This is a genomic window from Hoeflea sp. AS16, from assembly GCF_038900095.1.
Classification (GTDB): Bacteria; Pseudomonadota; Alphaproteobacteria; order Rhizobiales; family Rhizobiaceae; genus Hoeflea.
Window position 1 is genome coordinate 27,777 of the sequence record NZ_JBBMQQ010000013.1, and the last position, 22,625, is coordinate 50,401.

At 62.3% G+C, this 22,625-nt stretch carries 21 protein-coding genes; 7 read left to right on the top strand and 14 right to left on the bottom strand.

Annotation, left to right across the window (positions count from 1 at the left end; all coding sequences use genetic code 11):
* The first annotated feature begins 7 nt into the window (after positions 1-7).
* Positions 8-649: a nucleotide exchange factor GrpE gene (grpE, locus tag WNY80_RS21230; protein WP_342889411.1), complete on the top strand. Its 642-nt coding sequence runs from the start codon at positions 8-10 to the stop codon at positions 647-649.
* Between the two features lie 30 nt (positions 650-679).
* Positions 680-1,315, top strand: a complete 636-nt coding sequence (locus WNY80_RS21235) for a trimeric intracellular cation channel family protein (RefSeq protein ID WP_342889412.1) — start codon at positions 680-682, stop codon at positions 1,313-1,315.
* A gap of 12 nt (positions 1,316-1,327) precedes the next feature.
* Here WNY80_RS21235 and WNY80_RS21240 read toward each other — a convergent pair whose 3' ends face one another.
* Genes WNY80_RS21240 through mutS form a run of 3 tightly spaced genes read right to left on the bottom strand, consistent with a single transcriptional unit; the run spans position 1,328 to position 5,752 of the window.
* Complete coding sequence (locus tag WNY80_RS21240) at positions 1,328-2,320, bottom strand: adenosine kinase (protein WP_342889413.1); 993 nt, start codon at positions 2,318-2,320, stop codon at positions 1,328-1,330.
* Positions 2,321-2,361: 41 nt separating this feature from the next.
* A complete protein-coding gene (locus WNY80_RS21245; RefSeq protein ID WP_342889414.1) occupies positions 2,362-2,937 on the bottom strand; it encodes an AAA family ATPase in 576 nt (191 codons plus the stop codon).
* Positions 2,938-2,995: 58 nt separating this feature from the next.
* Positions 2,996-5,752, bottom strand: a complete 2,757-nt coding sequence (mutS, locus tag WNY80_RS21250) for a DNA mismatch repair protein MutS (RefSeq protein ID WP_342889415.1) — start codon at positions 5,750-5,752, stop codon at positions 2,996-2,998.
* Between the two features lie 158 nt (positions 5,753-5,910).
* On the opposite strand from mutS, the gene WNY80_RS21255 reads away from it, so the two are divergent.
* Positions 5,911-8,196, top strand: a complete 2,286-nt coding sequence (locus WNY80_RS21255; RefSeq protein WP_342889416.1) for an NADP-dependent malic enzyme — start codon at positions 5,911-5,913, stop codon at positions 8,194-8,196.
* A 31-nt stretch (positions 8,197-8,227) separates the two neighbouring features.
* On the opposite strand, the gene mntR is transcribed toward WNY80_RS21255, so the two are convergent.
* On the bottom strand, positions 8,228-8,671 hold the full coding sequence (mntR, locus tag WNY80_RS21260; protein WP_342889417.1) for a manganese-binding transcriptional regulator MntR: 444 nt from the start codon (positions 8,669-8,671) through the stop codon (positions 8,228-8,230).
* Between the two features lie 212 nt (positions 8,672-8,883).
* On the opposite strand from mntR, the gene WNY80_RS21265 reads away from it, so the two are divergent.
* Positions 8,884-10,173 (top strand): Nramp family divalent metal transporter, encoded by a 1,290-nt coding sequence (locus WNY80_RS21265; protein ID WP_342889418.1) that lies wholly within the window; start codon positions 8,884-8,886, stop codon positions 10,171-10,173.
* 56 nt (positions 10,174-10,229) lie between these two features.
* Here the strand turns inward: WNY80_RS21265 and WNY80_RS21270 are convergent, their stop codons facing one another.
* Positions 10,230-10,967: a TylF/MycF/NovP-related O-methyltransferase gene (locus WNY80_RS21270; RefSeq protein ID WP_342889419.1), complete on the bottom strand. Its 738-nt coding sequence runs from the start codon at positions 10,965-10,967 to the stop codon at positions 10,230-10,232.
* Positions 10,968-11,386: 419 nt separating this feature from the next.
* On the opposite strand from WNY80_RS21270, the gene WNY80_RS21275 reads away from it, so the two are divergent.
* Positions 11,387-12,157, top strand: a complete 771-nt coding sequence (locus tag WNY80_RS21275) for a glycosyltransferase family 25 protein (RefSeq protein ID WP_342889480.1) — start codon at positions 11,387-11,389, stop codon at positions 12,155-12,157.
* 62 nt (positions 12,158-12,219) lie between these two features.
* On the opposite strand, the gene WNY80_RS21280 is transcribed toward WNY80_RS21275, so the two are convergent.
* From WNY80_RS21280 to WNY80_RS21305, 6 genes are all read right to left on the bottom strand, one after another.
* Positions 12,220-13,089, bottom strand: a complete 870-nt coding sequence (locus tag WNY80_RS21280) for a GNAT family N-acetyltransferase (RefSeq protein WP_342889420.1) — start codon at positions 13,087-13,089, stop codon at positions 12,220-12,222.
* Positions 13,090-13,269: 180 nt separating this feature from the next.
* The gene (locus WNY80_RS21285) at positions 13,270-15,606 is read right to left on the bottom strand and encodes an ATP-binding protein (RefSeq protein WP_342889421.1); all 2,337 of its coding nucleotides are present in this window, start codon (positions 15,604-15,606) and stop codon (positions 13,270-13,272) included.
* Positions 15,607-15,678: 72 nt separating this feature from the next.
* Entirely contained in the window at positions 15,679-16,677 is a 999-nt protein-coding gene (locus WNY80_RS21290; protein ID WP_342889422.1) for an MDR family oxidoreductase, read from the bottom strand.
* A gap of 77 nt (positions 16,678-16,754) precedes the next feature.
* Entirely contained in the window at positions 16,755-17,264 is a 510-nt protein-coding gene (lspA, locus tag WNY80_RS21295) for a signal peptidase II (RefSeq protein ID WP_342889423.1), read from the bottom strand.
* Positions 17,261-18,127: an RNA methyltransferase gene (locus WNY80_RS21300; RefSeq protein ID WP_342889424.1), complete on the bottom strand. Its 867-nt coding sequence runs from the start codon at positions 18,125-18,127 to the stop codon at positions 17,261-17,263. The genes lspA and WNY80_RS21300 overlap by 4 nt, the downstream gene beginning before the upstream one ends.
* Complete coding sequence (locus WNY80_RS21305; RefSeq protein WP_342889425.1) at positions 18,124-19,320, bottom strand: class I SAM-dependent methyltransferase; 1,197 nt, start codon at positions 19,318-19,320, stop codon at positions 18,124-18,126. The genes WNY80_RS21300 and WNY80_RS21305 overlap by 4 nt, the downstream gene beginning before the upstream one ends.
* Positions 19,321-19,476: 156 nt before the next feature.
* Here WNY80_RS21305 and WNY80_RS21310 point away from each other — a divergent pair, with 156 nt between their 5' ends.
* A complete protein-coding gene (locus WNY80_RS21310; protein WP_342889426.1) occupies positions 19,477-19,932 on the top strand; it encodes a carbon monoxide dehydrogenase subunit G in 456 nt (151 codons plus the stop codon).
* A 125-nt stretch (positions 19,933-20,057) separates the two neighbouring features.
* Here the strand turns inward: WNY80_RS21310 and WNY80_RS21315 are convergent, their stop codons facing one another.
* Together WNY80_RS21315 and WNY80_RS21320 are read right to left on the bottom strand one after the other, a co-directional pair.
* The gene (locus tag WNY80_RS21315; protein ID WP_342889427.1) at positions 20,058-20,471 is read right to left on the bottom strand and encodes a thermonuclease family protein; all 414 of its coding nucleotides are present in this window, start codon (positions 20,469-20,471) and stop codon (positions 20,058-20,060) included.
* A gap of 323 nt (positions 20,472-20,794) precedes the next feature.
* Positions 20,795-21,205, bottom strand: a complete 411-nt coding sequence (locus WNY80_RS21320; protein WP_342889428.1) for a helix-turn-helix domain-containing protein — start codon at positions 21,203-21,205, stop codon at positions 20,795-20,797.
* Positions 21,206-21,278: 73 nt separating this feature from the next.
* Here WNY80_RS21320 and WNY80_RS21325 point away from each other — a divergent pair, with 73 nt between their 5' ends.
* Positions 21,279-21,983, top strand: coding sequence for a cation transporter (locus tag WNY80_RS21325; RefSeq protein ID WP_342889429.1), 705 nt, complete (start codon positions 21,279-21,281; stop codon positions 21,981-21,983).
* 154 nt (positions 21,984-22,137) lie between these two features.
* On the opposite strand, the gene WNY80_RS21330 is transcribed toward WNY80_RS21325, so the two are convergent.
* A complete protein-coding gene (locus WNY80_RS21330; RefSeq protein WP_342889430.1) occupies positions 22,138-22,578 on the bottom strand; it encodes a DNA starvation/stationary phase protection protein in 441 nt (146 codons plus the stop codon).
* Positions 22,579-22,625 lie beyond the last annotated feature (47 nt).

Genomic DNA, 22,625 nt, shown 5'->3' on the forward strand with positions numbered 1-22,625 from the left:
GCACAACATGAGCGATGAAAGCCAGGGCCGCGAACAGGATAACCCGCAGGCAGACGCCGCACCCAAGGCTGATGAGGCTGCCAACCAGGCGCAGGCACAAGAACAAGGACAGGAACTGGATCCGATGCAGGTGCTTATGGCCGAAGTTGCCGATCTCAAGGATCAGCGGCTGCGCATGGCAGCCGAGATGGAGAACCTGCGCCGGCGCACGGCCCGCGAGATCAAGGATGCAAAGAGCTACGCCATATCCGGGTTCGCCCGTGACATGCTGCAGGTCTCTGACAATCTTCAGCGCGCCCTTGCCGCCGTGCCGGAACAGGCCGACAGTGCCGCCGACAACGGTCTCAAGACCCTGGTCGAGGGCGTCGAGCTGACCGAGCGGGCCATGCTGGCAACGCTTGAGCGCCACGGCGTGCGCAAGCTCGAGCCGATGGGCCAGAAGTTCGACCCGAACTATCATCAGGCAATGTACGAAGTCCCCAACACCGAAGTGCCCAACAACACCGTTGTTGAGGTGGTTCAGCCCGGTTACGTGATCGGTGACCGGATGTTGCGTCCGGCCATGGTCGGCGTCTCCAAGGGTGGCCCGAAGGAGGTGGCGCAGCCCGAATCCGACGGACCGGATCCGGCATCCGGCTACGACGTTTAAAACCGTGCCCGGCGGGGAAAGGAAGCTCCCATGACCCCGCTTGAAGGTCTCGATTATGCCGGTGTCGCGGTTTTTGCCGCCACCGGCGCTCTGGCCGCTTCGCGCAAGCAGCTCGACATGATCGGATTTGTCTTCCTGGCAGCCGTCACCGGTATCGGCGGCGGCACGTTCCGCGACATCGTGCTTGGCGCCACGCCGGTCTTCTGGGTCGCAAAACCGGCCTATCTGGTTGTTTGCGTGCTGGTCGCGGTGATCGTCTATTTCACCGCCCACCTGGTCGAATCCCGCTACCGCCTGCTGCTCTGGCTCGATGCCATCGGCCTTTCGGCCTACGCGGTGATGGGGGCTGCGAAGGGGCTTGCACTGAGCGGTTCCCCGATCGTTGCCCTGGTCACCGGCATGATGACCGCGACCCTGGGCGGCATCCTGCGTGATCTTCTCTCTGGTGAGCCTTCAGTGCTGATGCGTCCGGAAATCTATGTCTCCGCAGCGCTTGTCGGCGCCGGCGGCTTTGTTGCCGCGAGCCTGCTTGGGGCCCCGTTGATCGTGGCCTCCGGGGTTGGCGTTTTCGCGGCCTTTGCAGTGCGTGGCGGCGCGATCCGCTACAGCTGGGCGTTCTCGCCCTACCGTTCACGCGCCGGCCGGCCGCCCGAAGACGTGATGTGAGACCGGCAGGTTTCAGTTGAACCCGGCGTCGCGCGCGGCGTCCTTGAGCGACAACTGCGGCCGCGGCCCGATCTGCTGGATCACCAGCCCGGCGGCAAGGCTGCCAAGTCTTCCACACTCATCCAGCGGCTTGCCATTGGCATAGCCATGCAGGAAGCCCGCGGCATAGAGATCGCCCGCACCGGTGGTATCGACAACCTCGTCGATGTCGATGGCGTCGATGTCATGACGCTCGTCACCGCGCACAATCACCGATCCGTGCTCGGAGCGGGTGATGGCGGCGAGCTTGCAGTCCTTGCGCAGCAGCGACACCGCATGTTCGAAATTGTCGGTCTCGTAGAGCGACTTGGCTTCTTCCGCATTGGCGAACACGATGTCGATCGTGCCCGAGCGCATCAGCTCGAGGAATTCCGCGCGGTAGCGGCCGACGCAGAACGGGTCCGACAGCGTCATCGACATTTCGCGACCGTGCTTGTGACCGATTTCGGCGCACAGGCGGATGGCGTCCTTCGCCCGCGGCGGATCCCACAGATAGCCTTCGAAATAGGTGACCTTCGAATCGGCCACCACATCGGCTTCGATGTCCTCGGGCCCAAGTTCGACGCAGGCACCGAGATAGGTGTTCATCGAGCGTTCGCCATCGGGCGTGACAAAGATCATCGAGCGCGCGGTCGGCGGCGTGCCGTCAAGCGGCTTGGTGTCGAAATGCACGCCCAGGGCGCGGATGTCATGGCTGAAGATCTTGCCGAGCTGGTCGGCCGAGACCTTGCCGAAATAGGCTGACCGGCTACCGAAACTGGCAAGTCCCGCCGCCGTGTTGCCCGCACTGCCGCCCGAGGCCTCGATTGCCGGGCCCATGCGCGAATACAGGAGTTCGGCGCGCTCGGCATCGATCAGGTTCATCGCACCCTTGATAATCTCGTTGTCGACAAGAAAACTCTCGTCGCACCGTGCGATGATATCGACAATTGCATTGCCGATGCAAAGAACATCAAATTTGCTCATAAGGGTACTTACCTGTTGGCGGACAAGGGTTCGGGGGTGTCTTAAAGCTTTTCCGCCGGATTGGAAGGCTGAAATGACGGCAGGAGAGCCAACTGGCGGGTAATGAAGGCCACGCGCTCGCCGACCGGAAGGCGGGGAACCTCCACCAAGTCATAGCCGGCGGCGAGGTATGCTTCCACATTGGCCTGGTAATCACGGGCCGCGAACGCGAAATCGTGCCGCCGTTCCTCATCGGTTGTGAAGATCTCCTTCCACGGCGGGCAGACGAAAACCGGGCTGTCGAATGTCCGGGTGGCGGCCGCCTCAAGCATTGCGGGTGGCACGGGTTGCCCGATCACCGTCGCGTAGGCGATCGCCTCGATAAAACTGCGGTCAAAAAACACGGCTTCGTTGGCCCCGTCGCTGATCCGGTCGAATGCCATGATCGAGCGCTCGAAGAGCAACTCCATGAATGCACCCCGGTCCAGCCATGGCAGCGCCGTGCCGTTTGAACCCACTTGTTCGGAGACGATCTGGCGGCCTGCCTCCGGCACAGTGGCGTATCCCTCCGCCATAAGCGCAGCGATCAGTGTGGATTTGCCGGCGCCGGAAGCGCCGGTGATCACGAATTTCGGCATCGCGTCTTGCCCTTTGGAAAGCCGGGCGCACCAGGCAGGACGCGCAAGGGCCGCAGCATCAGGCCTTGTCTTTCCCCGGATCCGCCATCCGCCGCTTGAGCTCGTAAAGCGCCTCGAGCGCATCGCGTGGCGTCATTTCATCCGGGTTCAGTGCCGAGAGATAGGCATCGGACTCCGACGGTCCGCTGGCCGTCTTGGCTTGCTCCCGTGCCACCGGCACGGCAAACAGCGGCAGATCGTCGACAAGCCGTGCCGCCGGGTTTTCCCGCTCGCTGGTCTCAAGCAATTGCAGCACCTCGCGGGCGCGCGCCACCACGGCATCGGGCAGGCCTGCAAGTCGCGCCACCTGGATGCCGTAAGACCGGTCGGCAGCACCTGCGCCAACCTCGTGCAGGAACACCACTTCGCCCTCCCATTCCTTGACCTTCATGGTGGCGTTGGAAAGCCGCGGCAGCTTTTCCGACAATGCGGTGAGTTCATGGAAATGCGTGGCGAACAGGCCGCGGCAGCGGTTTTGTGCATGCAGATGCTCGACTGCCGCCCAGGCAATCGACAACCCGTCGAAGGTCGCCGTGCCGCGGCCGATCTCGTCGAGGATCACCAGCGAATGCGGACCGGCCTGGTTGAGAATGGCCGCGGTCTCCACCATTTCGACCATGAAGGTCGAGCGCCCGCGCGCCAGGTCATCCGATGCCCCGACCCGGGAGAACAGCCGGTCGACCACGCCGATATGGGCCGCTCCCGCAGGCACGAACGACCCCATCTGCGCCAGGATGGCAATCAGCGCGTTCTGTCTCAGGAAGGTCGACTTGCCGCCCATGTTGGGACCGGTCAGCAGCCAGATTGCGCCGCCGTCATCGCTTTCGGTCGGTGGCGACAGGTTGCAGTCATTGGCCACAAAAGGCTGCGCCGCCTGTTTTCGCAGCGCCTGCTCGACCACCGGATGCCGTCCGGCGACGATCTCGAAGGCGAGGCTGTCATCGACCTTAGGCCGCGCATAGCCCTGTTCCTGGGCGAGCTCGGCGAGGGCGGCGGTCACGTCGATCACCGACAGTGCATCCGCCGCCGCCTTGATTGCATCGGCGTGGGCGACAGCCATTGTCACCAGTTCGTCAAAGGCGGCAAGCTCGATGCTCAGCGCTTCGCCGGCAGCATTGGCAATGCGGGTTTCCAGGTCGGAAAGTTCTGTGGTGGTGAACCGCATGGCGTTGGCCATCGATTGCCGGTGGATGAACCGCGCCTTGGCCTCGTCGCTTTCCGTCAGCGGCCCGGCATTGAGCGCCGTCACCTCGATGAAATAGCCCAGCACATTGTTGTGCTTGATCTTCAGCGAACGAACCCCGGTCTCCTCGGCGTAGGAGAGCTGCAGCCCGGCAATCACCCGGCGTGACTGGTCCCTGAGCGCCCTGAGTTCATCCAGTTCCGGGGAGTGCCCGGCCCGCACGAAACCACCGTCACGCTTGAGCAGCGGCAACTCGTCGTCGAGCGCCGCAGCCAGCCGCGCGCCGATCTCGCCGGGAACCGCCCTGAGCGCGGTGACCGCCTTTTGCAGGTGCGCCGGCGTCTCCTCGCCGCCAAACAGCGCGGCGATGTCGTTCGCAGCCTGAAGCCCTGCCTGGATCGCACCGAGATCGCGGGGGCCGCCGCGGTTGAGCGCCAGCCGCGACAGGGCGCGCGGCATGTCGGCCACCCCCTTGAGCGCGCGGCGCAACTGGTCGGTCAGTGCCGGATTGGCGATCAGGTGCGAGACGCCGTCGAGCCGCGCATTGATGGCAACCGGATCGGTCAGCGGCGCCATCAGCCATTCGGCAAGCTTGCGTCCTCCACCGCCGGTGACCGTGCGGTCGACCGCCTTGATCAGGCTGCCCTGCCTGTCGCCCGAAAGCGTGCGCACCAGCTCGAGGCTGGCCCGCGTCGCCGGGTCGATGAACATCCGCGCCCCGTCGCTTTCACGCTCCGGCCGTCCAAGCGGCGGCCGCTCGGAAATCTGGGTTTTCTCGACATAGGCAATGACTGCCGCCGCCGCCGCCAGTTCGGCGCGGGAAAAACTGCCGAAGCCGTCGAGCGAGCCGACCTCGAAGAACCGGGCAATCCGGCCCTCGGCAGAGGCACTGTCAAACAGCACCGCAGGCTGCGGCGCTGCCACCCGGCCGATCTGGTCGATCAGCGGCCGGATCTCGGGATCGTGAAACACGTTGTCGGCCAGGATCAGTTCGCGCGGTTCAACCCGGGCGATATCGGCCATCAGCCGCGCCAGCCGGCTCTCGCCGACGTGGAAAGCTCCTGTGGAAATATCGATCCAGGCAAGGCCATACTGCGCTTCGCCCGCTCCCTTGACCCGTGCCAGGGCCATCAGGAAATTCGACTGCGACGGATCGAGCAGCTTTTCCTCGGTCAGCGTGCCCGGTGTCACCAGCCGGGTCACGTCGCGCCGCACCACCGATTTGGAACCGCGTTTCTTGGCCTCCGCCGGGTCCTCGGTCTGCTCGCAGACGGCGACCCGGAACCCCAGCGAGATCAGTTTCTGCAGGTAATCATCCGCCGCGTGCACCGGCACGCCGCACATCGGAATGTCCTTGCCCAGGTGCTGGCCGCGCTTGGTCAGGGTGATGCCGAGCGCCCGGGATGCATCGACCGCATCCTCGAAGAACAGCTCGTAAAAATCACCCATCCGGTAGAACAGCAGCGAGTCCGGATTGTTCGCCTTGATCTCGATGAATTGCTCCATCATCGGCGTCGCCGAGGCGCGGCTTTCGGCTGTCGCGAGTTGGGCGGTCGTCAGTATGGCAGAGTTTAGCGGGGATTCGGCGTTCAAGAGGAAATGCCTGTCTTGGTTTTTCAATCGTTTGCGATGTAAGCTTTACCGGATGCGCGGCTTTACAGCCCGCCGCCGCCACCCTAACGGTGGGGGTGTGTCAAAGACAACAGGTACGAGGCGCCATACACAAGGTCGCCCACAACGGGATGGAAAATATGCCAGGGACGGACAAGTCAGATCGCTCGATTTCAGCAGTGACCGATCAGGAGGCGCTCGACTTTCACGCCCGTGGCCGGCCCGGCAAGCTTGAAATCAATCCGACCAAGCCGATGGCGACGCAGCGCGACCTGTCGCTGGCCTATTCGCCCGGCGTCGCGGTGCCGGTCAAGGCCATCGCCGAGGATCCGTCCCGCGCCTTCGATTACACTGCCAAGGGCAACCTGGTGGCAGTGATTTCCAACGGCACCGCCATTCTCGGGATGGGCAATCTCGGCGCACTCGCCTCCAAGCCGGTGATGGAAGGCAAGGCGGTGTTGTTCAAGCGCTTTGCCGATGTCGATTCCATCGACCTTGAAGTCGACACCGAGAACGTCGAGGAATTCATCAACTCTGTCCGCTACCTCGGCCCCAGCTTCGGCGGCATCAACCTCGAGGACATCAAGGCGCCGGATTGCTTCATCATCGAGCAGCGGTTGCGTGAGCTCATGGACATTCCGGTGTTCCATGACGACCAGCACGGCACCGCCATCATTGCCGTCGCCGGCCTGATCAACGCGCTGCATCTGACCAACCGGGATCTCAAGACCACCAAGCTCGTCTGCAATGGCGCGGGTGCCGCGGCCATCGCCTGCGTCGAACTGGTCAAGGCGATGGGTTTCTCGCCCCAGAACATCACCCTGTGCGACACCAAGGGCGTGATCTACAAGGGCCGCACCGAAGGCATGAACCAGTGGAAATCGGGGCATGCGGTCGATACCAAGGCGCGCTCGCTGGCTGACGCCATGGAGGGGGCCGACGTTGTTTTCGGGCTTTCCGCCAAGGGCGCGCTGACGCCAGAGATGATCGCCTCGATGGCCAAGAATCCGATCATTTTCGCCATGGCCAACCCGGATCCGGAAATCACGCCGGAAGAGGTCGCCTCGATCCGCAACGACGCCATCATGGCGACCGGCCGCTCGGATTATCCCAACCAGGTCAACAATGTCCTGGGCTTTCCCTACATCTTCCGCGGTGCGCTCGACGTCCGCGCCACGACCATCAACGAGGACATGAAGATTGCCGCCGCCAATGCGCTGGCCGAGCTTGCGCGCGAGGACGTGCCCGACGATGTTGCCGCCGCCTACCAGGGCGTGCGTCCGCGCTTCGGTCCGCAATACATCATTCCCGTGCCGTTCGACCCGCGGCTGATCTCCGCCATTCCGGTCGCCGTCGCCAAGGCCGCGATGGATTCGGGCGTGGCGCAGAAGCCGATCCTCAACATGGATGCCTATGCCCAGGAGCTCTCGGCCCGGCGCGACCCGATCGCCTCGACGCTGCAGCGGCTCTATGAACGCGTCCGCCGCCATCCGCGCCGTGTCGTCTTTGCCGAGGGCGAGGAAGAACAGGTCATGCGCGCCGCCGTCTCCTATGTGAACCAGCGGCTTGGCACTGCCTGCCTGCTGGGCCGCGAGGAGCAGATGCGCGAAACCGCCAAGCTCGCCGGCATCGATCTCGACCGCCCCGGCATCGAACTGGTCAATGCCCGCGTCTCGCGCCGCGTCGAGGCCTACACCGACTATCTCTATGCAAGGCTGCAGCGCAAAGGCTACCTGCATCGCGATTGCCAGCGGCTGATCAACACCGACCGCAACCATTTCGGCGCCTGCATGGTCGCTCTCGGCGACGCCGATGCGATGGTGACCGGCACCACCCGCAATTACTCCACGGCACTCGAGGACATCCGCCGCTGCGTTGACGTCAAGCTGGGACACCGGATGATCGGCGTGTCGCTGGCGCTCTGCCGCGGCCGCACCGTGTTTGTCGCCGACACCGCCGTCATCGACATGCCGAACTCGGAGGAACTGGCCGATATCGCCGAGGAAGCCGCGGGGATGGCCCGGCGGCTTGGCTACGAGCCGCGGGTGGCGATGTTGGCCTATTCCACCTTCGGTCATCCGACCGGCGAACGCTCCGAGCGGGTGCGCGACGCGGTCAAGATCCTCGACAAGCGCCGGGTCGATTTCGAGTATGATGGCGAGATGGCCGCAGACGTGGCGCTCAACGCCACGGTGCTCGAGCAATATCCGTTCTGCCGCCTGTCGGGCACCGCCAACGTGCTGGTCATGCCGGCGTTCCATTCGGCCTCGATCTCGACCAAGATGCTGCAGGAACTCGGCGGCTCAACCGTCATCGGCCCGCTGCTGGTCGGCCTCGACAAGTCGATCCAGATCGTCTCGATGGGCGCCAAGGATTCCGACATCGTCAACATGGCCGCAATCGCAGCCTACAACGCTTCAAGCTGAGTGTTCATGGGCTTGGCAAAGCCGCAGCAGCTCACTTTGCTGCGGCGGCATCAAGGTAACGTTCGAACGCCTTGAGCGTGACCTCCGAGACATGATGCTCCAGTCCTTCCGCGTCCATTTCGGCGGTTTCAGGGGGGACGCCGACGGCAACAAGCAGGTCGACAACTGTACGGTGCCGCGCCCGGACACGATCCGCAAGCTCTGCGCCCTCATCGGTCAGGAAAACACCGCGATAGGGGCGGGAGACTGCCAGCCCTTCGCGCTTCAGCCGAGCCACGGCCTTGGTGGCAGTCGGATGGGTGACACCCATGCGGCTGGCAATATCGGTGATCCGGGCTTCGCCCATTTCCTCGATCAGGTCGCTGATCATTTCCGCATAGTCTTCAAGGATCGCCATGGCCTGCGCCGCGCGCGCCTGCTGGAACCGCTCAGGCTGAATCGGGGGAGGTGCGGCGCCTTCTGCGTCTTTTGTCATTCTGTCTGCTCCTCCTCTGTAATACGGCTTTTAAACCGCAAACTCAGAATACAGGCATGGCTACATTTTGCAAAGAAGATGCAACTTTTGTCGCCGGAATTGGGGCTGGTCGACGGTCAACTGAACCTTGTTGACACAAATGAAGCCAAGGCTATAAAATATTTACTTCGCACCATATCTAAGGTTGGTGCACGGTATCAAGGATTGTAAGGATGAGTTCGACCATAACGGGACGGACACAAGCGGCATTTGCGGATGTTCTCGCAGGTAAGGGCCGACGTGGCGCATGGCTGTTCGCCGGGCCGGCTGTCGTTGCCTCGGTTGCCTATATGGACCCTGGCAACTACGCCACCAACATTCAGGCCGGCGCCGGCTATGGCTATGGATTGCTATGGGTGGTTCTGGTTGCCAACCTGATTGCGATGTTGTTTCAGGCGCTTTCGGCCCGGCTTGGGATTGTTACCGGACGAAACCTTGCCGAGTTGTGCCGGGAGCATTTTCCGGCACCCGTTGTCTGGATAATGTGGATCGTCAGTGAAATCGCCGCCATGGCCACCGATCTCGCCGAATTTCTCGGTGGTGCGATAGGGCTTTCGCTGCTGTTTGGTATGCCGCTGATGGCCGGCATGGTGGTCACCGCGATCGTCACCTACGGTATTTTGCTATTCGAGGCGCGGGGGTTCAGAACCATGGAGCTGATCATCGGGGCCCTCGTCTCCATCATCGGCCTGAGCTTTATCATCGAGATCTTCATTGCGCCGATTGCGTGGGGAGATGCTGTTCACGGCATGGTGACGCCGCAGCTGGCAGATATCAATGCGCTGACCATTGCCGTGGGGATTATCGGTGCGACGGTCATGCCGCATGCAATCTACCTTCATTCGGGTCTGACGCAGGATCGGGTGGCCATCCCCGATCAGGCTGCGCGCCGCAAGGTCGTGCACTTTTCCAATGTCGAAGTCGTGCTGGCGCTTGCGGTTGCAGGCATGGTCAACATGGCGATGGTGATGATGGCCGCGAGCGCATTCCATGCCGGCCACAGCGAAGTGGCTGAAATCGAGACCGCCTATCACCTGCTCACTCCGTTGCTCGGAGGTGCAGCAGCCAGCGTTTTTCTCGTCTCGCTGATTGCGTCGGGCGTCTCGAGTTCGGTGGTTGGCACGATGGCCGGACAGATGATCATGCAGGGCTTTACCACCTGGCGCCTGCCGGTCTGGTTCCGCAGGCTGGTGACCATGATCCCGGCTTTCGTGGTCGTGGCGCTGGGCGTCAATGCGACCAGCGCGCTGGTGATGAGCCAGGTGGTGCTCAGCATCGCGCTGCCGGTTCCGATGGTGGCTTTGATCCTGTTTGCTGGTCGCAAGGATATCATGGGAGAGTTTGCGACCGGGCCTCTGCTGCGCCTATTGGCAATTCTCGGAGCGACGATCGTGCTGCTGCTGAACTTCGTGCTTTTGGCGCAGGTTTTCGGCATCGACCTGCCGGGTTTCGCGACAGGCTAACAGGGCTGCCCAGCGGAAACTCCGCTGCCGCAGTGTCCCAGGCCGGACAGGCCGTGTCAGCCGTAAAGCCGCAACGGTTCAGGGCTCGCGACGCCCTCTTCCCCGGCAAGCGGCTTGCGCACGAACCAGAGCGGCTTTTGTCCGCCGTCGAGCCGTTCCGGCTTGACCGGCTGACTTGAAAAGAACTCGTCCACCGCGCGCGAGGCACCGGGCCATTTCGGTTCGGCGTAGTCATCGAACACCACAATGCCGCCCGGGACCAGTTGGTCGTAAAGCACATCGAGGCAGTCGAGATGCGATTTATAGATGTCGCAATCGATGAACATGAAGCAGTATTGGCGCACCGGCATCTTGGGCAAGGTGTCGGAAAAGAAGCCCTTCACCACGTGCCCGTTGACGCCATAGGCGTCGAAATAGGCAATCAGCCGCTCGGGCACGTCGGATGCGTGCCTGAACTTTCGCCGGATCTTGAACCGGAAGCGGAACAGGCCGAGGTCGGCGTCGAGTATCCGGTCAGACGGAAACCCTTCGAAGCTGTCGCAGGCGAAAAGCGCCTTTGAGGGCGCCAAATCATGCATCCTGCGGCCCATTAGCCGCGTGGTGCTGCCACGGTAAACCCCGCATTCGATAACATCGCCTTCAAGCTTCAGGCTCTCTTCGAGAAGTTCGATCAGCGGGCTCTGACGGCAGTCGGCATCGAGCCTGCGCCAGTAATCGGCGCGGCCTGCTTCTGTCTCCATTTCCCTGGCGATCATGTCGTCGAGGCGGATCCGTAGCCGGTCAACCCGCTTCATGGCCGTCTCGCGGCTGGTGCAGACCAGTCTCCAGGCTGCCGGTTGTTTTGCAAATGCTGCACGAACTCAAACCTTCACATCGCTTTCATGGACTTGCAGCAGACGCAGCGGATTGGTTCCGTGCTGGATCGCATACATCAGGACACCCCAGAGTGGCTGTTTATGGTTAATTATCTTTTAAATACAGACAGTCAGCCGACGGAATCCGGCCTGTGAAACGCGCAGGCGGGAGATGCCCGTGCATCGATTGCGCACAAACCGTCGATAACCCGGCCACTGCCCTAGCCCTCGTTGCCTGATTTTGATATTTCACCCTTGAACTCCCGGGGGGCGGGATTGAGCTTGGGTCCTGAATTCAGGCGAGGGGACAATCGGCGGGTTGCTTGAAAGAGTTGGCAGCTCCGGGACAAGGCTTGGCAATGCACAGTGAAAAGCCATTCAAGACATACCTGATCAATCTTGATCGGGCGGTCGATCGCTTCAGGTTCATGGATACGCAGCTTCGCGATATCGGGATCGACTATGAACGCATCGCGGCCGTCGACCGGATGAAGATCGATGCATCCGTTTCCGAATTTGATGCCACCGGTTACAGGCTGCTGCATGGCCGCGCTTTCCACGATGGCGAGATTGCCTGTTATCTCAGCCATATCGCCTGCCTGCGTGCCTTCCTTGCCAGCTCTGCCGATCACGCATTGATCCTGGAGGATGATTGCCGGCTTCCCGCCGATCTTTCGGCCATTGTCCATGCTGCCATCGCCAATGGCGGCGAATGGGATATCTTAAGGCTGTCGACGGTGAATTCCGGGATCCGGATCCCGTACCGCAAATTCGATGAGACCCATTCCTTCGCCATCGCCCTGACGCGCGAGAAGGGTGCCGGCGGTTACGTGGTCAACCGCCGCTGCGCCGAGGTTTTCCTCAAGCGGCTGCTGCCGATACGTGTCGCCTGGGACATCGCGTTCGACATCGAATACCTGATGGGGCTGCGATCCGTCTTCGTCGAGCCGGTGCCGATTGACCAGAACACCGGCATGGAAACCCAGATCCAGTTCACGGCCAAGCGCGTCAAGCTTTCGCCCGTCCGTTACCTGACGGTCTTCCCCTATCGTGCCCATCTCGAGATCAACCGGTTTTTCCGCCGTGGCCTGCGGTTGCTTGGCAAGAAACTCGGCCGAAACACAGGTTGAGGCCATCACCGGTTGAAGGTGGTCGCCTCAAGCGTTGCTCTCCGTGAGACGCAGCCGGCTGCTCAGGCGGCAAACCGCGAGGCGTCGGCGCCGTAGTGATTGATATAGCGGCCGTTGATCTGCTTGACCGGCAGGATTACCAGCACGTCGGTGGTTCCGAAGGCCGGGTCAACCACCGCTTCTTCCGAAACCAGCGCACCGATCCGCAAATAGCCTTTGACCAGCGGCGGCATCGCCGCAAGTGCAGCCCGCGGATTGATCGCCTCGACCGGCATCATGTCTATCGACAGGCCACGCCCGGCAACGGCCCTGACGGCCCAGTCGTCACTGGCCGCGGCGGTCTGGTTGAGAAACGACAGCGCCAGTGCATGCGCATATGGCTGGTTGCCGGGAAACGAGGCGCACCCGAACATCACGTCGATGCCATGGGCAAGCGCATAGGCCCAGTTGCCCTGCCACAGCGCTTCCAGTGTGCGGCGGGTGCGGTAGCTGCTCAGCACGCAGGACCGGCCGAGTTCAAGGAACCGCTTGTCCGGATTGCGCGCGGCCAGATCGACCACGTCGAATTCGCTTTGCGAATAGAACCCGTCATGGCGGGCGGCGACTTCCTGCCTGAGCAGCCGGTAGGTGCCGACGATCTGCTCTTCGACATCGCCCGTCAGCGCGGTGTCGAGCACCAGAAGGTGATCGCAATAGCGGTCTATGCTGTCGAAATCGCGTTTCAGCTGCATGGCGTCTTCGGGAAGGCGGGCGCCCATTTCCTCGACGAACACCCGGTAGCGCAGCGCCTGCGCAGCCTCGACTTCGCTGCGCGTGGCGGCAAGCCGCACTTCCAGTGATCCGATGCGGCCGAGAACCTGGCTTGCCGGCTTGTAGTCGGCAAACTCAGCGAGGAATGGTTTGGACAGGGGCCGATGCACGTGTGTTTCCATGGTAATCTCCCGCTTGGTGATGTCGGGGTTCAACCACGATTCTGCGACATCCGAGTGACATTTGCCATCCCGCATGTGGTAATTTGGGGGTGATTTTGTGTCCGGGACACAGTGGCCCCGCCGGTGCCGCCCGCATTGCGCTGCGAAACAGGCCCGGCTTCGCACTCCGGACGGCGGACATCACCCCGTTGCGCGCAATCTCTTTCCGGCGGTCATCGTCACCAGTTGCAGAAGCCACTCCGGATCGACCGGTTTCTCTGCATGTCCGTCAGCCCCGGCAGCCAGCAGGTCGTCGCGGGTCGAGGCCTGGCCATCGGCGGTCAGCACGATGATCGGCAGACGGGCGAGCTGGCCCGCGGCTTCCTCTGCGCGGATCTTCTCGATGGCGCTGCGTCCATCGAGTTCCGGCATCGACAAATCGGTGATGACCAGATCGTAGCTTGCCACGCCGCCGGCTCGGTCCATCGCCTGGGTGACGAGCTCGCGGCCGTTGACCACAACGCTCACACGGTGGCCCTGACGGGCGAGGTTGGTGCGCACCACGAGCGCATTGACCGGGTCGTCCTCGGCAAGAAGGATGTCCAGCGTCGGATTGTCGGAAGAGCGTTCCAGCATCACCGGCCTCGGTTTGCTGTACAGCCGGTCACGATCCTCGCGGTCGTCGCGCCGGGTCAGCACATTGATCAGCGAGGCCCTGCGCACCGGCCGCACCAGCCAGGCGTTGGCGCCGTGGCCGGAATGGCTTTCCAGGTCGCGGCTGTCTTCCGGTGCGATCACCAGTGTGCGTTCGATCCCGGCCGGCAATTCCGTCGGTGCCGCCGCCAGCAGGCTGTCTGCACGGTCGGCAAGCCTGCGGTCGACCACGATGTCGCTGAGCTCTGCACCGGAGCGGTACAGGCGGGTCAATGCCGCGATCATGCTGTCCGCGTCATCGGCGGATTCCGCGATGCCGCCGAGATCCCGGATGGTCCACAAAAGCGCGGTCGAGACCGGGCCGCGCGGCGCGATCACCAGCACGGCGCGGTCGGCCAGCGGGCCGCGCACCGGCGGACCGTTTTCCGGGACCGCCAGTTCCTTGACCGGCACGGTGAAGCGAAAGGTGCTGCCCTGGCCGGCTGCCGACGTCACGCCGATTTCCCCGCCGAGCGCCTCGACGATGCGGGCTGAAATGGATAGCCCCAGGCCGGCCCCGCCATGCTTGCGGGTGGGGCCGTTGCTGGCGCGTTCGAATTCGCCGAAAATACGCGCCTGGTCGGCTTCCTTCAGCCCCGGGCCGGTGTCGGAAACGATGAAGGCCAGTTGCCCGTCTTCGCGCGTCACCTCGATCAGCACGCCGCCGGTCTCGGTGAACTTGATGGCGTTGCCGACAAGGTTGAACAGCACCTGTCTCAACCGGCCGATATCGGAGGTGATCTCGCGCGGCGCCTCGGGTGCGATATGGACCGCGATCTCGATGCCTTTTTCATGGGCACGCGAGGCCATCAGTTCCGAAACCCCATTGACCAAATCGTCGAGATTGCCCTTCTCATGCCGCAGGTGCAGCCGGCCCGCTTCGATCGACGTCACATCGAGCAGATCCTCGATCAGCGCCAGCAGCGCCATGCCGGATTCGCTCGCAGTCTTCAGATAGCTTGCCTGTTCCGGCGTTGTCTGGGTTTGCTCGAGCAGATGTGTCATGCCGAGAATGCCGTTGAGCGGTGTGCGGATTTCATGGCTGACGGTGGCCAGGAAACGCGATTTGGCGTGGTTGGCAGCTTCCGCCTTCTCGCGCGAATCCACCAGTTCGGCCTCGGTGCGTCTTGCAGCGGTGATGTTGCGGCCAATGCATTGCCGGGTCAGCGCGCCGGAGACGGGATCGCGGGCCGTGGTTTCGTGCCAGGTCCAGATCGTTTGTTCGCAGCCTTCGCCAAGCAGCAGCTCGGGCGCACCGCTGTCGGTGGCTTCCACCGGTTCGATGCCGGCCATGGCGAGCGTCAGGCCAACCGGATTGTCAAACCCTGTCGCCGATCTGAATGTTTCGTTGGCATAGATGATCTGGCCGTTGAGACCGCAGACAACCACCATGTCGCCCAAGGCATCAAATAGGCTGGCAAGCTGGTCGGAAAACTCGCCCAGTTCCCATCGCCGGTCGATCTCGTGTTCGGAATACCCGCTCGTATGCGGTTTGGGATGTGCAGGGCCTGCCGCCGCCGGGCTGCGGAACGAACGCCGCAGCAGGGGGGCCGCCGCGAAGATGGCAATGCCTGCGACCGAGGCCATCAGCAGCGCCGGTGCGTTGAAGGCCACGGAGACCGCCGCCGCGGTCAGCGCGGTGGCAACCGCGAACAATGGCCGCGCGGCAGACAATGGCTGCGAGGCGGATTGAACAGAGCTCTCCTGTGCCCGCTCCCTGTCCACGAAAACGTCGGGAACCGGGTATCTCTCCACCGGATCGGCGTGCAGCGTGCCCGAAGGTGCCGCCGTCTGATCGCTCAGGGCTTGCTGGAGGGTTTGTTGAAGTCGAAGCGGTTCTGTCATCATGGACCCGTGATACCACGGGCCCCGTGAGCAAAGACTTCAGCGAAAATGTCAAATTTTAGCGATTGCGCATCAGGCCTTTTTCAGGTCGACAACCACCCGTCCACGGACCTTGCCGTCGATGATCGAATGGGCCGCGTCGATGATGCCGTCAAAGCCGATTTCGGTCGACAGCGCCTCGAGCTTGCCGAGATCGAGATCCGTGACCAGGCGCGACCAGGCTTCCTGTCTCAGCGCCAGCGGCGCCATGACGGAATCGATGCCAAGCAGCGATACGCCGCGCAGGATGAACGGCGCCACCGATGTCGGCAGATCCATGCCCTGAGCCAGGCCGCAGGCAGTCACCGCACCGCCATAGGAGGTCATCGACAGGACGTTGGCCAGCGTGTGGCTGCCCACGGCATCCACCGCACCGGCCCAGCGCTCCTTGGCAAGCGGCTTGGCCGGACCCGAGAGTTCATCGCGGTGGATGACTTCGGAAGCGCCCAGGCTTTTGAGGAAATCGGCTTCCTCGGTGCGCCCGGTCGAGGCGATGACTTCGTAGCCGAGCTTGCCCAGCACGGCGATTGCCACGGTGCCGACGCCGCCATTGGCGCCGGTGACCACCACGGGACCACGTCCGGGGGTGATGCCGTGGCGCTCGAGCGCCATCACCGACAGCATGGCTGTGTAACCTGCAGTACCGATCGCCATCGCCGAGCGGCCATCCATGCCTTCGGGCATCGGGATCAGCCAATCGCCCTTCAGCCGCGCATAGGCGGCATAGGTGCCTGTGTGCACCTCGCCGACACCGAAGCCGTTGAGGATCACCTTGTCGCCGGCCTTGAAGCGTTCGTTTTCGGAGCTGACCACCGTGCCGGCACAGTCGATGCCCGGAACCATCGGCCAGCGCCGCACCACCGGTCCCTTGCCGGTGATCGCCAGGCCGTCCTTGTAGTTGACGGTGGTCCAATCGACCTCGACGACCACGTCGCCTTCCATCAGATCATCAAGGCCGAGCTCGGTTACATTGACCGACATAACCTTGTTTTCGTCACGGGTGAGCAGAATGCCCTTGAAACGGTCTTGCATGGAAACTCCTCTACTGATGTTGATTCAGACTGGCCCGCCCGGCCCTCAAGATCAAGGGCCGCACGCGGGGTGGATTTTCAGGTTGGCTTTTTCCGCTCGTTCACGGTTGCAATCACCTCGTCGAGCACGATCAGGCCTGCACCGATGCTGATGAAGCTGTCGGCCAGGTTGAAGACCGCAAACGACCAGTTCTCGGTGTGAAACAGGATATAGTCGACCACATGGCCATAGACCGCCCGGTCGATCAGGTTGCCGAGCGCCCCGCCGATGATCAGCGCATAGCCCAGGTGGGCAATGCCGCGCCCTGCCGGTGTGCGCCACCACAGGTAAAGCACGAACACGATCACCAGCGCCGTCAGCGCCAGCAGCGCCGTATCGGGCAATCCGCCCAGCATCGAAAACGCGATCCCCTCGTTCCAGGTCCGGTAGAGCGCGAACATCGGCATTACCGGTACCAGTTCGTGAAACGGCAGCCGCGTTTCGACCAGCCACTTGATTCCCTGGTCCAGCGCCACGGCGCCGCCGACAAGCCAGGCCATGGGGATGATCCGGCTCAGCGCGGATGGTTTGGGCAGGCTCTGGTTCATGCGCCGGGCTCGCCAAGTTCGAGCAGGTGCCTGCGCGCCTCGAACAGCATCACCCCGGTGGCAATCGCCAGGTTGAGCGAATCCGCCCGGCCGGTCTGCGGGATGCGGGCAAGCTTGCCACAGGCCTTGGCCAGCGTATCGGGCAGGCCTTGTTGCTCATTGCCCATCAGCAGCACCACCGGCTGGCCCTTGTAGCCGATGGTCCGGTAGTCGACGCTGCCCTTGAGGTGACTGCCAACCACCAGCGCGGAGGATTTCTTCGACCAGCTCAGGAACTCGGATTCCGTGGCCCGCACCAGAGGAACCGCGAACACCGATCCCATGGTGGCGCGCACGGTTTCCATCGAGAACGGATCGACCGTTTCGCCGATCAGGATCACGCCAGATGCGCCGGCAGCGTCGGCAGTGCGGATGATGGTGCCCAGGTTGCCCGGATCGCGGACCCGGTCGAGCGCAATCCAGGTGTCGTCCCTGGTCGGCGTTATGCCGCCAAGCGGCGCCAGTTTCTGGTCGAAGACCGCAATAACCGCCTGCGGATTGTCACGCCGCGTGATCGCGGTCAGCACCTTTTCGCTGACTTCCAGCACCAGCCCTCCACGTGCCACCGTCAGCGCCGCGATCTTCTCGACCTGTTCCTTGCCGCGCTGGTTCTTGGCGTAGATCAGCGTCCGGATGGCCCAGCCGAGGTCGATTGCGTCGATCACCAGCTTCAGCCCTTCGGCGAGAAACGTACCGGTCTCGTCGCGGTGCTTCTTCATCGACAGCGCGCGGATGTCCTTGATCACCGGATTGGAAAGGCTGGTGATCTCCTTGACCTGTCCGACCCTTGCCGTGCCGCTTCCCGGATTGTTGTCGTCACTCATTTCGGCAGCCACCTGGAATAAAGCGAGGTCGACAGCGCCCGGCACTCGTCAGGGTCGGGCTTGCCGCTCTCGCGGATGATCAGTTCGCCCGATTCCACCCGGCCGCCGGCGCCGCGCATGGTTTCGCGCATCAATTCGTGCGTTGCGTAGAACGAGGCCCGGATCGAGTAGGCGGTCAGCACCAGCCCGACCGGCTTGTCGCTCATCAATTCGCGGCAGATGTCGAGCATCAGCGGCAGATGCTCGAACAGATGCCAGACTTCGCCATTCGGCCCGCGGCCGAATTTCGGCGGATCGGTGAGGATGATGTCGTATGTGTTGCCGCGGCGTTCCTCGCGCGCGATGAATTTCATCGCATCCTCGCAAATCCAGCGGATCGGCTTGTCATCAAGCCGCGCCAGTGCCTGGTTTTCCCGCGCCCAGCCGATCGCCTTTTTCGAAGCGTCGACATGGGTGACCTCGGCCCCGGCCTTGGCCGCGACCAGCGAGGCAACCCCGGTATAGCCGAACAGGTTGAGCACCTTCAGCGGTCGTCGGGCCTCGGTGATCCGGTCTGCCATCCAGCGCCAGTGGGCAATCTGCTCGGGAAACACCCCGACATGCCTGAACGAGGTCAGCCGGCCATGAAAATCGACGCCGAGCAGCTTCATCGGCCAGGTTTCGCCCAAGGGCACGGCTGGAAACGCCCAGCGGCCGATGCCATCCTCGTCGGTATCGCCGGTGAACACCGCGTCCGCCTTGTTCCATTCCGAATCCGGCAATCCGCGGCCCCACAGCGCCTGCGCTTCCGGACGCACGATGCGCAGGCTGCCATATTGCTCGAGCTTCTCGCCCTGGCCGGCCTCGTTCAGCCCCATGTCGAGAAGCTGGTAGCCATCCTCGTTTCCGGTCTCCAGGATCAGCGGCGCGGTCTGTTGCGGCAGCGCGCCGTGGCGCCTGTTGAGCGGCCTGAGCGGCGTTTGCGGCTGCGCCTCGGCCTTGCGGTCCGGCGTCTGCCGGTCAGCAGGTTTTCTGTCGGATCTCGTGTGCTTGTCCGCATGCGGTCCGGCATGGGCCGGCTTTGCCCTTGGCTTGCCGTCCCTGGGCCTGTCATCACGAGGCTTGCCACTTCCGGGCCTGCCGGCCTTCGGCCTGGCTTCTCCGGGCTTGGTGGAGCCGCCGCGTCGTGGCTTTTGGGTGCGCTTGTCCGCCAAAGTCCGAAATGTCCAGTTTATGTGCGTGGTCAGGTTCCCGGCGGAGCCGTGACCCGGCGATTTCATGAGAGATTGGACATAGCAATCCGATATGCACTTGGCAAAGCCGTTTTCGCTTTGCATAGATAGGGCAGCATTCAAGGAGGAACGTATCCAATGGAAATGAACGGCGAAGAACGCATTGCTGCTCCGCGTCAGCTTGTCTGGGAGGCACTCAATGATCCTGACGTGCTGCGCGAATGCATTCCGGGCTGCCAGGAATTGGAGAAAAGCTCCGACACGGAAATGTCGGCGACCGTGAAGATCAAGATCGGCCCGGTTTCGGCCAAGTTTTCCGGAGAAGTGACGCTCGAAAACATCAATGCGCCCGAGAGTTACACCATCGCCGGCGAAGGCAAGGGCGGCATCGCCGGTTTCGCCAAGGGCGGTGCCGATGTGAAGCTCGTCGAGGATGGCGCCGAAACCGTGCTGAGCTACGTTGTCAACGCGCAGGTCGGCGGCAAGATCGCCCAGCTCGGCTCCCGTCTGATCGATTCAACCTCGAAGAAACTCGCCGGCCAGTTTTTCACCAAGTTCAACGAGGTGGTCAGCGCCAAGGCCGCCGGGGTGTAAGGGCAGGGCGCCGCGGGGATGAAATGAAGCGGAGGCGCGTGGTAGATGTGGTTGCCATCGGAGAGCTGAGGTTCGGGATCTGCATGTCATGCAGCCTTGGGGGACTGCTCTAAGGTCAGGTTGCCCTAACATCGGGAGTTGGGAGAGTGCAGCCGGCCTTGGTGTTTCGCAGCAACGCGCCACAACTTCTTTCTGATTCCGGCGGGCTCAAGATGTCGGTAGGCACCGCCCGAGAATTTTGCCCAATCCAGCGCCAGCCCCTGTTCGACCAAAGCTGCCGAAAGGTCAGTGCCGTCCGGAAGGAAGCATTTTGCAACGATACGATCATAACTTTCTCCCTCCTGCACCTCGGCAGTAATCACCTTGCCTTTGCACAAGGCGATCATCGCAAATTTGGCGGATTTCCCCCAGGGCTGATCAAGTTCCGGGGCGTCAATTCCTGCTAAACGAATGCGGGTGTTGCGAATTACAATCGTGTCACCGTCAATGACGTAGCACTTGCCTTGCAAGACCTTTGTGCAGAGATTGTTGCTCGGCACCTTCTGTTCTCTGGAAGTCCAGGAACCTTCAAATCGCCAACCAGAGTACTGGTTTCGTGGTCTTCGGCGCGGAGTACGTGGTGGCCTTGGTGGTGTAAAAAAGAAACGAAGAAATGCTCTGAAGATGCGCACTGTTAGATATCCTGATCGCATGCTCTAACGTTTCCAGCCCGCAAGGATGGAGCTGGTTTTGTTGCAGGATATTTGCCGAATATATGCTTCGCGGCAACGCCCAAAACTGCGGATAGACTGAGCAGCAACCAAATTTGAGGTTGATTACCTCTCGGCGGGAGGCCGCATGGCGTTCCAACCCGGCTTCCCGCTCAGTGATCCGTCTCGCATAAACTGTGATCCGCCAGCGTCTCGATCACCGCGCAATGGGCTACGGTGTTCGCATCACAATCTGAAATACGTTTCAACTCCCGTTCCAGACGCCTGAGCTTGGCAATTCTTGCCCGGACATCCTCGAGCCGGCGTGCCGCCAGGTTGTGCGCATCGTGGCACGGTTTTTCGGGGTGCTGGCTGAGCTCCAGCAAGCCTTTGATATCCTCGATCGAAAAACCCAGGGCGCGGGAGTGGCGGATGAACGAAAGGCGTTTCAGCCCGTCTTGCGAATAGCGGCGCTGGTTGCCGCCGGAGCGTTCCGGCGCATCAATCAATCCCATTTGCTCGTAGTAGCGAATGGTCGGGATTTTCACGCCGGTGCGTTTGGAAAGCTCGCCGATGGAAAACATCGAAAACACCTCTTGAAGCTATAGCTGCTAGAGGGATTATATTTCCTGCCGACTGTAAGGCAAGGAACATGAAATGACAGACAGCCCCTCATTGGACGTCCCCGCATGCGGCACGGAAACCCAAGCCTGTGGATGCTCCGGAAACCCCCGGTTTGACGGCATGGATGCTTCCTACAAACGCGTCTTGTGGACGGTGATCCTCATCAACGCCGCCATGTTCCTTGTCGAAATGTCGGCGGGCAAACTGGCGGGTTCTCAAGCCTTGCAGGCCGATGCGCTCGATTTTCTCGGAGATGCGCTCACCTATGGTCTAAGCCTCGCCGTGATCGGCATGAGCATCAAGGTCCGCTCCACCGCCGCACTGTTGAAGGGCGTCAGCCTGCTGGCGATGGGCCTGTGGGTGTTCGGGTCTACCGTCTACCAGATCCTCATTCTCGGCGTGCCCCGGGCCGAGATCATGGGCTCGATCGGCCTGCTGGCGCTGGCAGCAAATCTGGCCAGCGTGTTCTTGCTGATGCGCTACAAGGATGGTGATGCCAACGTGCGCTCGGTCTGGCTCTGCTCGCGCAACGATGCCATTGGCAACGTCGCCGTCATGATCGCAAGTGCGGCTGTCTGGCTCACCGCATCGGCATGGCCCGACCTCATCGTCGCCCTCATGATGGCCGGCCTGTTCCTGCGCTCGGCCCAGCTCATTCTCGTGCAGGCCTGGAAGGAATACCGCTCCGGCGAGGATCCGGGCGCATTGCAGAGCCACGGACACGAGCATGTCCACTGATTTGGAAAGCAAAGCCTGTTCTCGTCAAGGCCAAGGATGAGGCGGGGTGAACGGCCGGTAACAGGGCGTATCCGCATATGAACACAAGCCGTTGCAAAACACGCGTTCTGCAACGGCTCTTGCGGCCATGTTCGGGATTGCTCGCGATTGCGATTCAGGCCTGTTTGCGGCTGGCTTTCATCATCCAGAGTTGCTGTTCATGCCACTCAAGGCGATCGGTCAGCATGCCTGCCGATGGTTCATCGCCAGCCTCCTGGGAAAGGACGATAGCCTCGCGCAGGTCTGCCGCCATTGCATCATGTGCCACGATCAGGGCGTCCATCATCTCGGTTGCGGAATGAACTGGTGCGGGGCCGTCCCCGGCCAGCGCGACCAGTTCCGTGAGCGAGCCCGGGGCATATGCGTCCATCGCGCGGATGCGTTCGGCAACTGGGTCGAGTGCTTGCCAGAGGTTCTGGTACTGCTCTTCGAACAGGGTGTGGAATTGGCGGAATTGTGGGCCTTCCACGTTCCAGTGATAGCCATGGGTTTGCACGTAGAGGCCGAAGGTGCGCCCCAGGATGCGGCTCATGCTGTCGATATGGGAATTTGTCATGGTTCGGGTCCTTTCAGGATGTCGGTGAATTCGGTCTGAATGGCCGT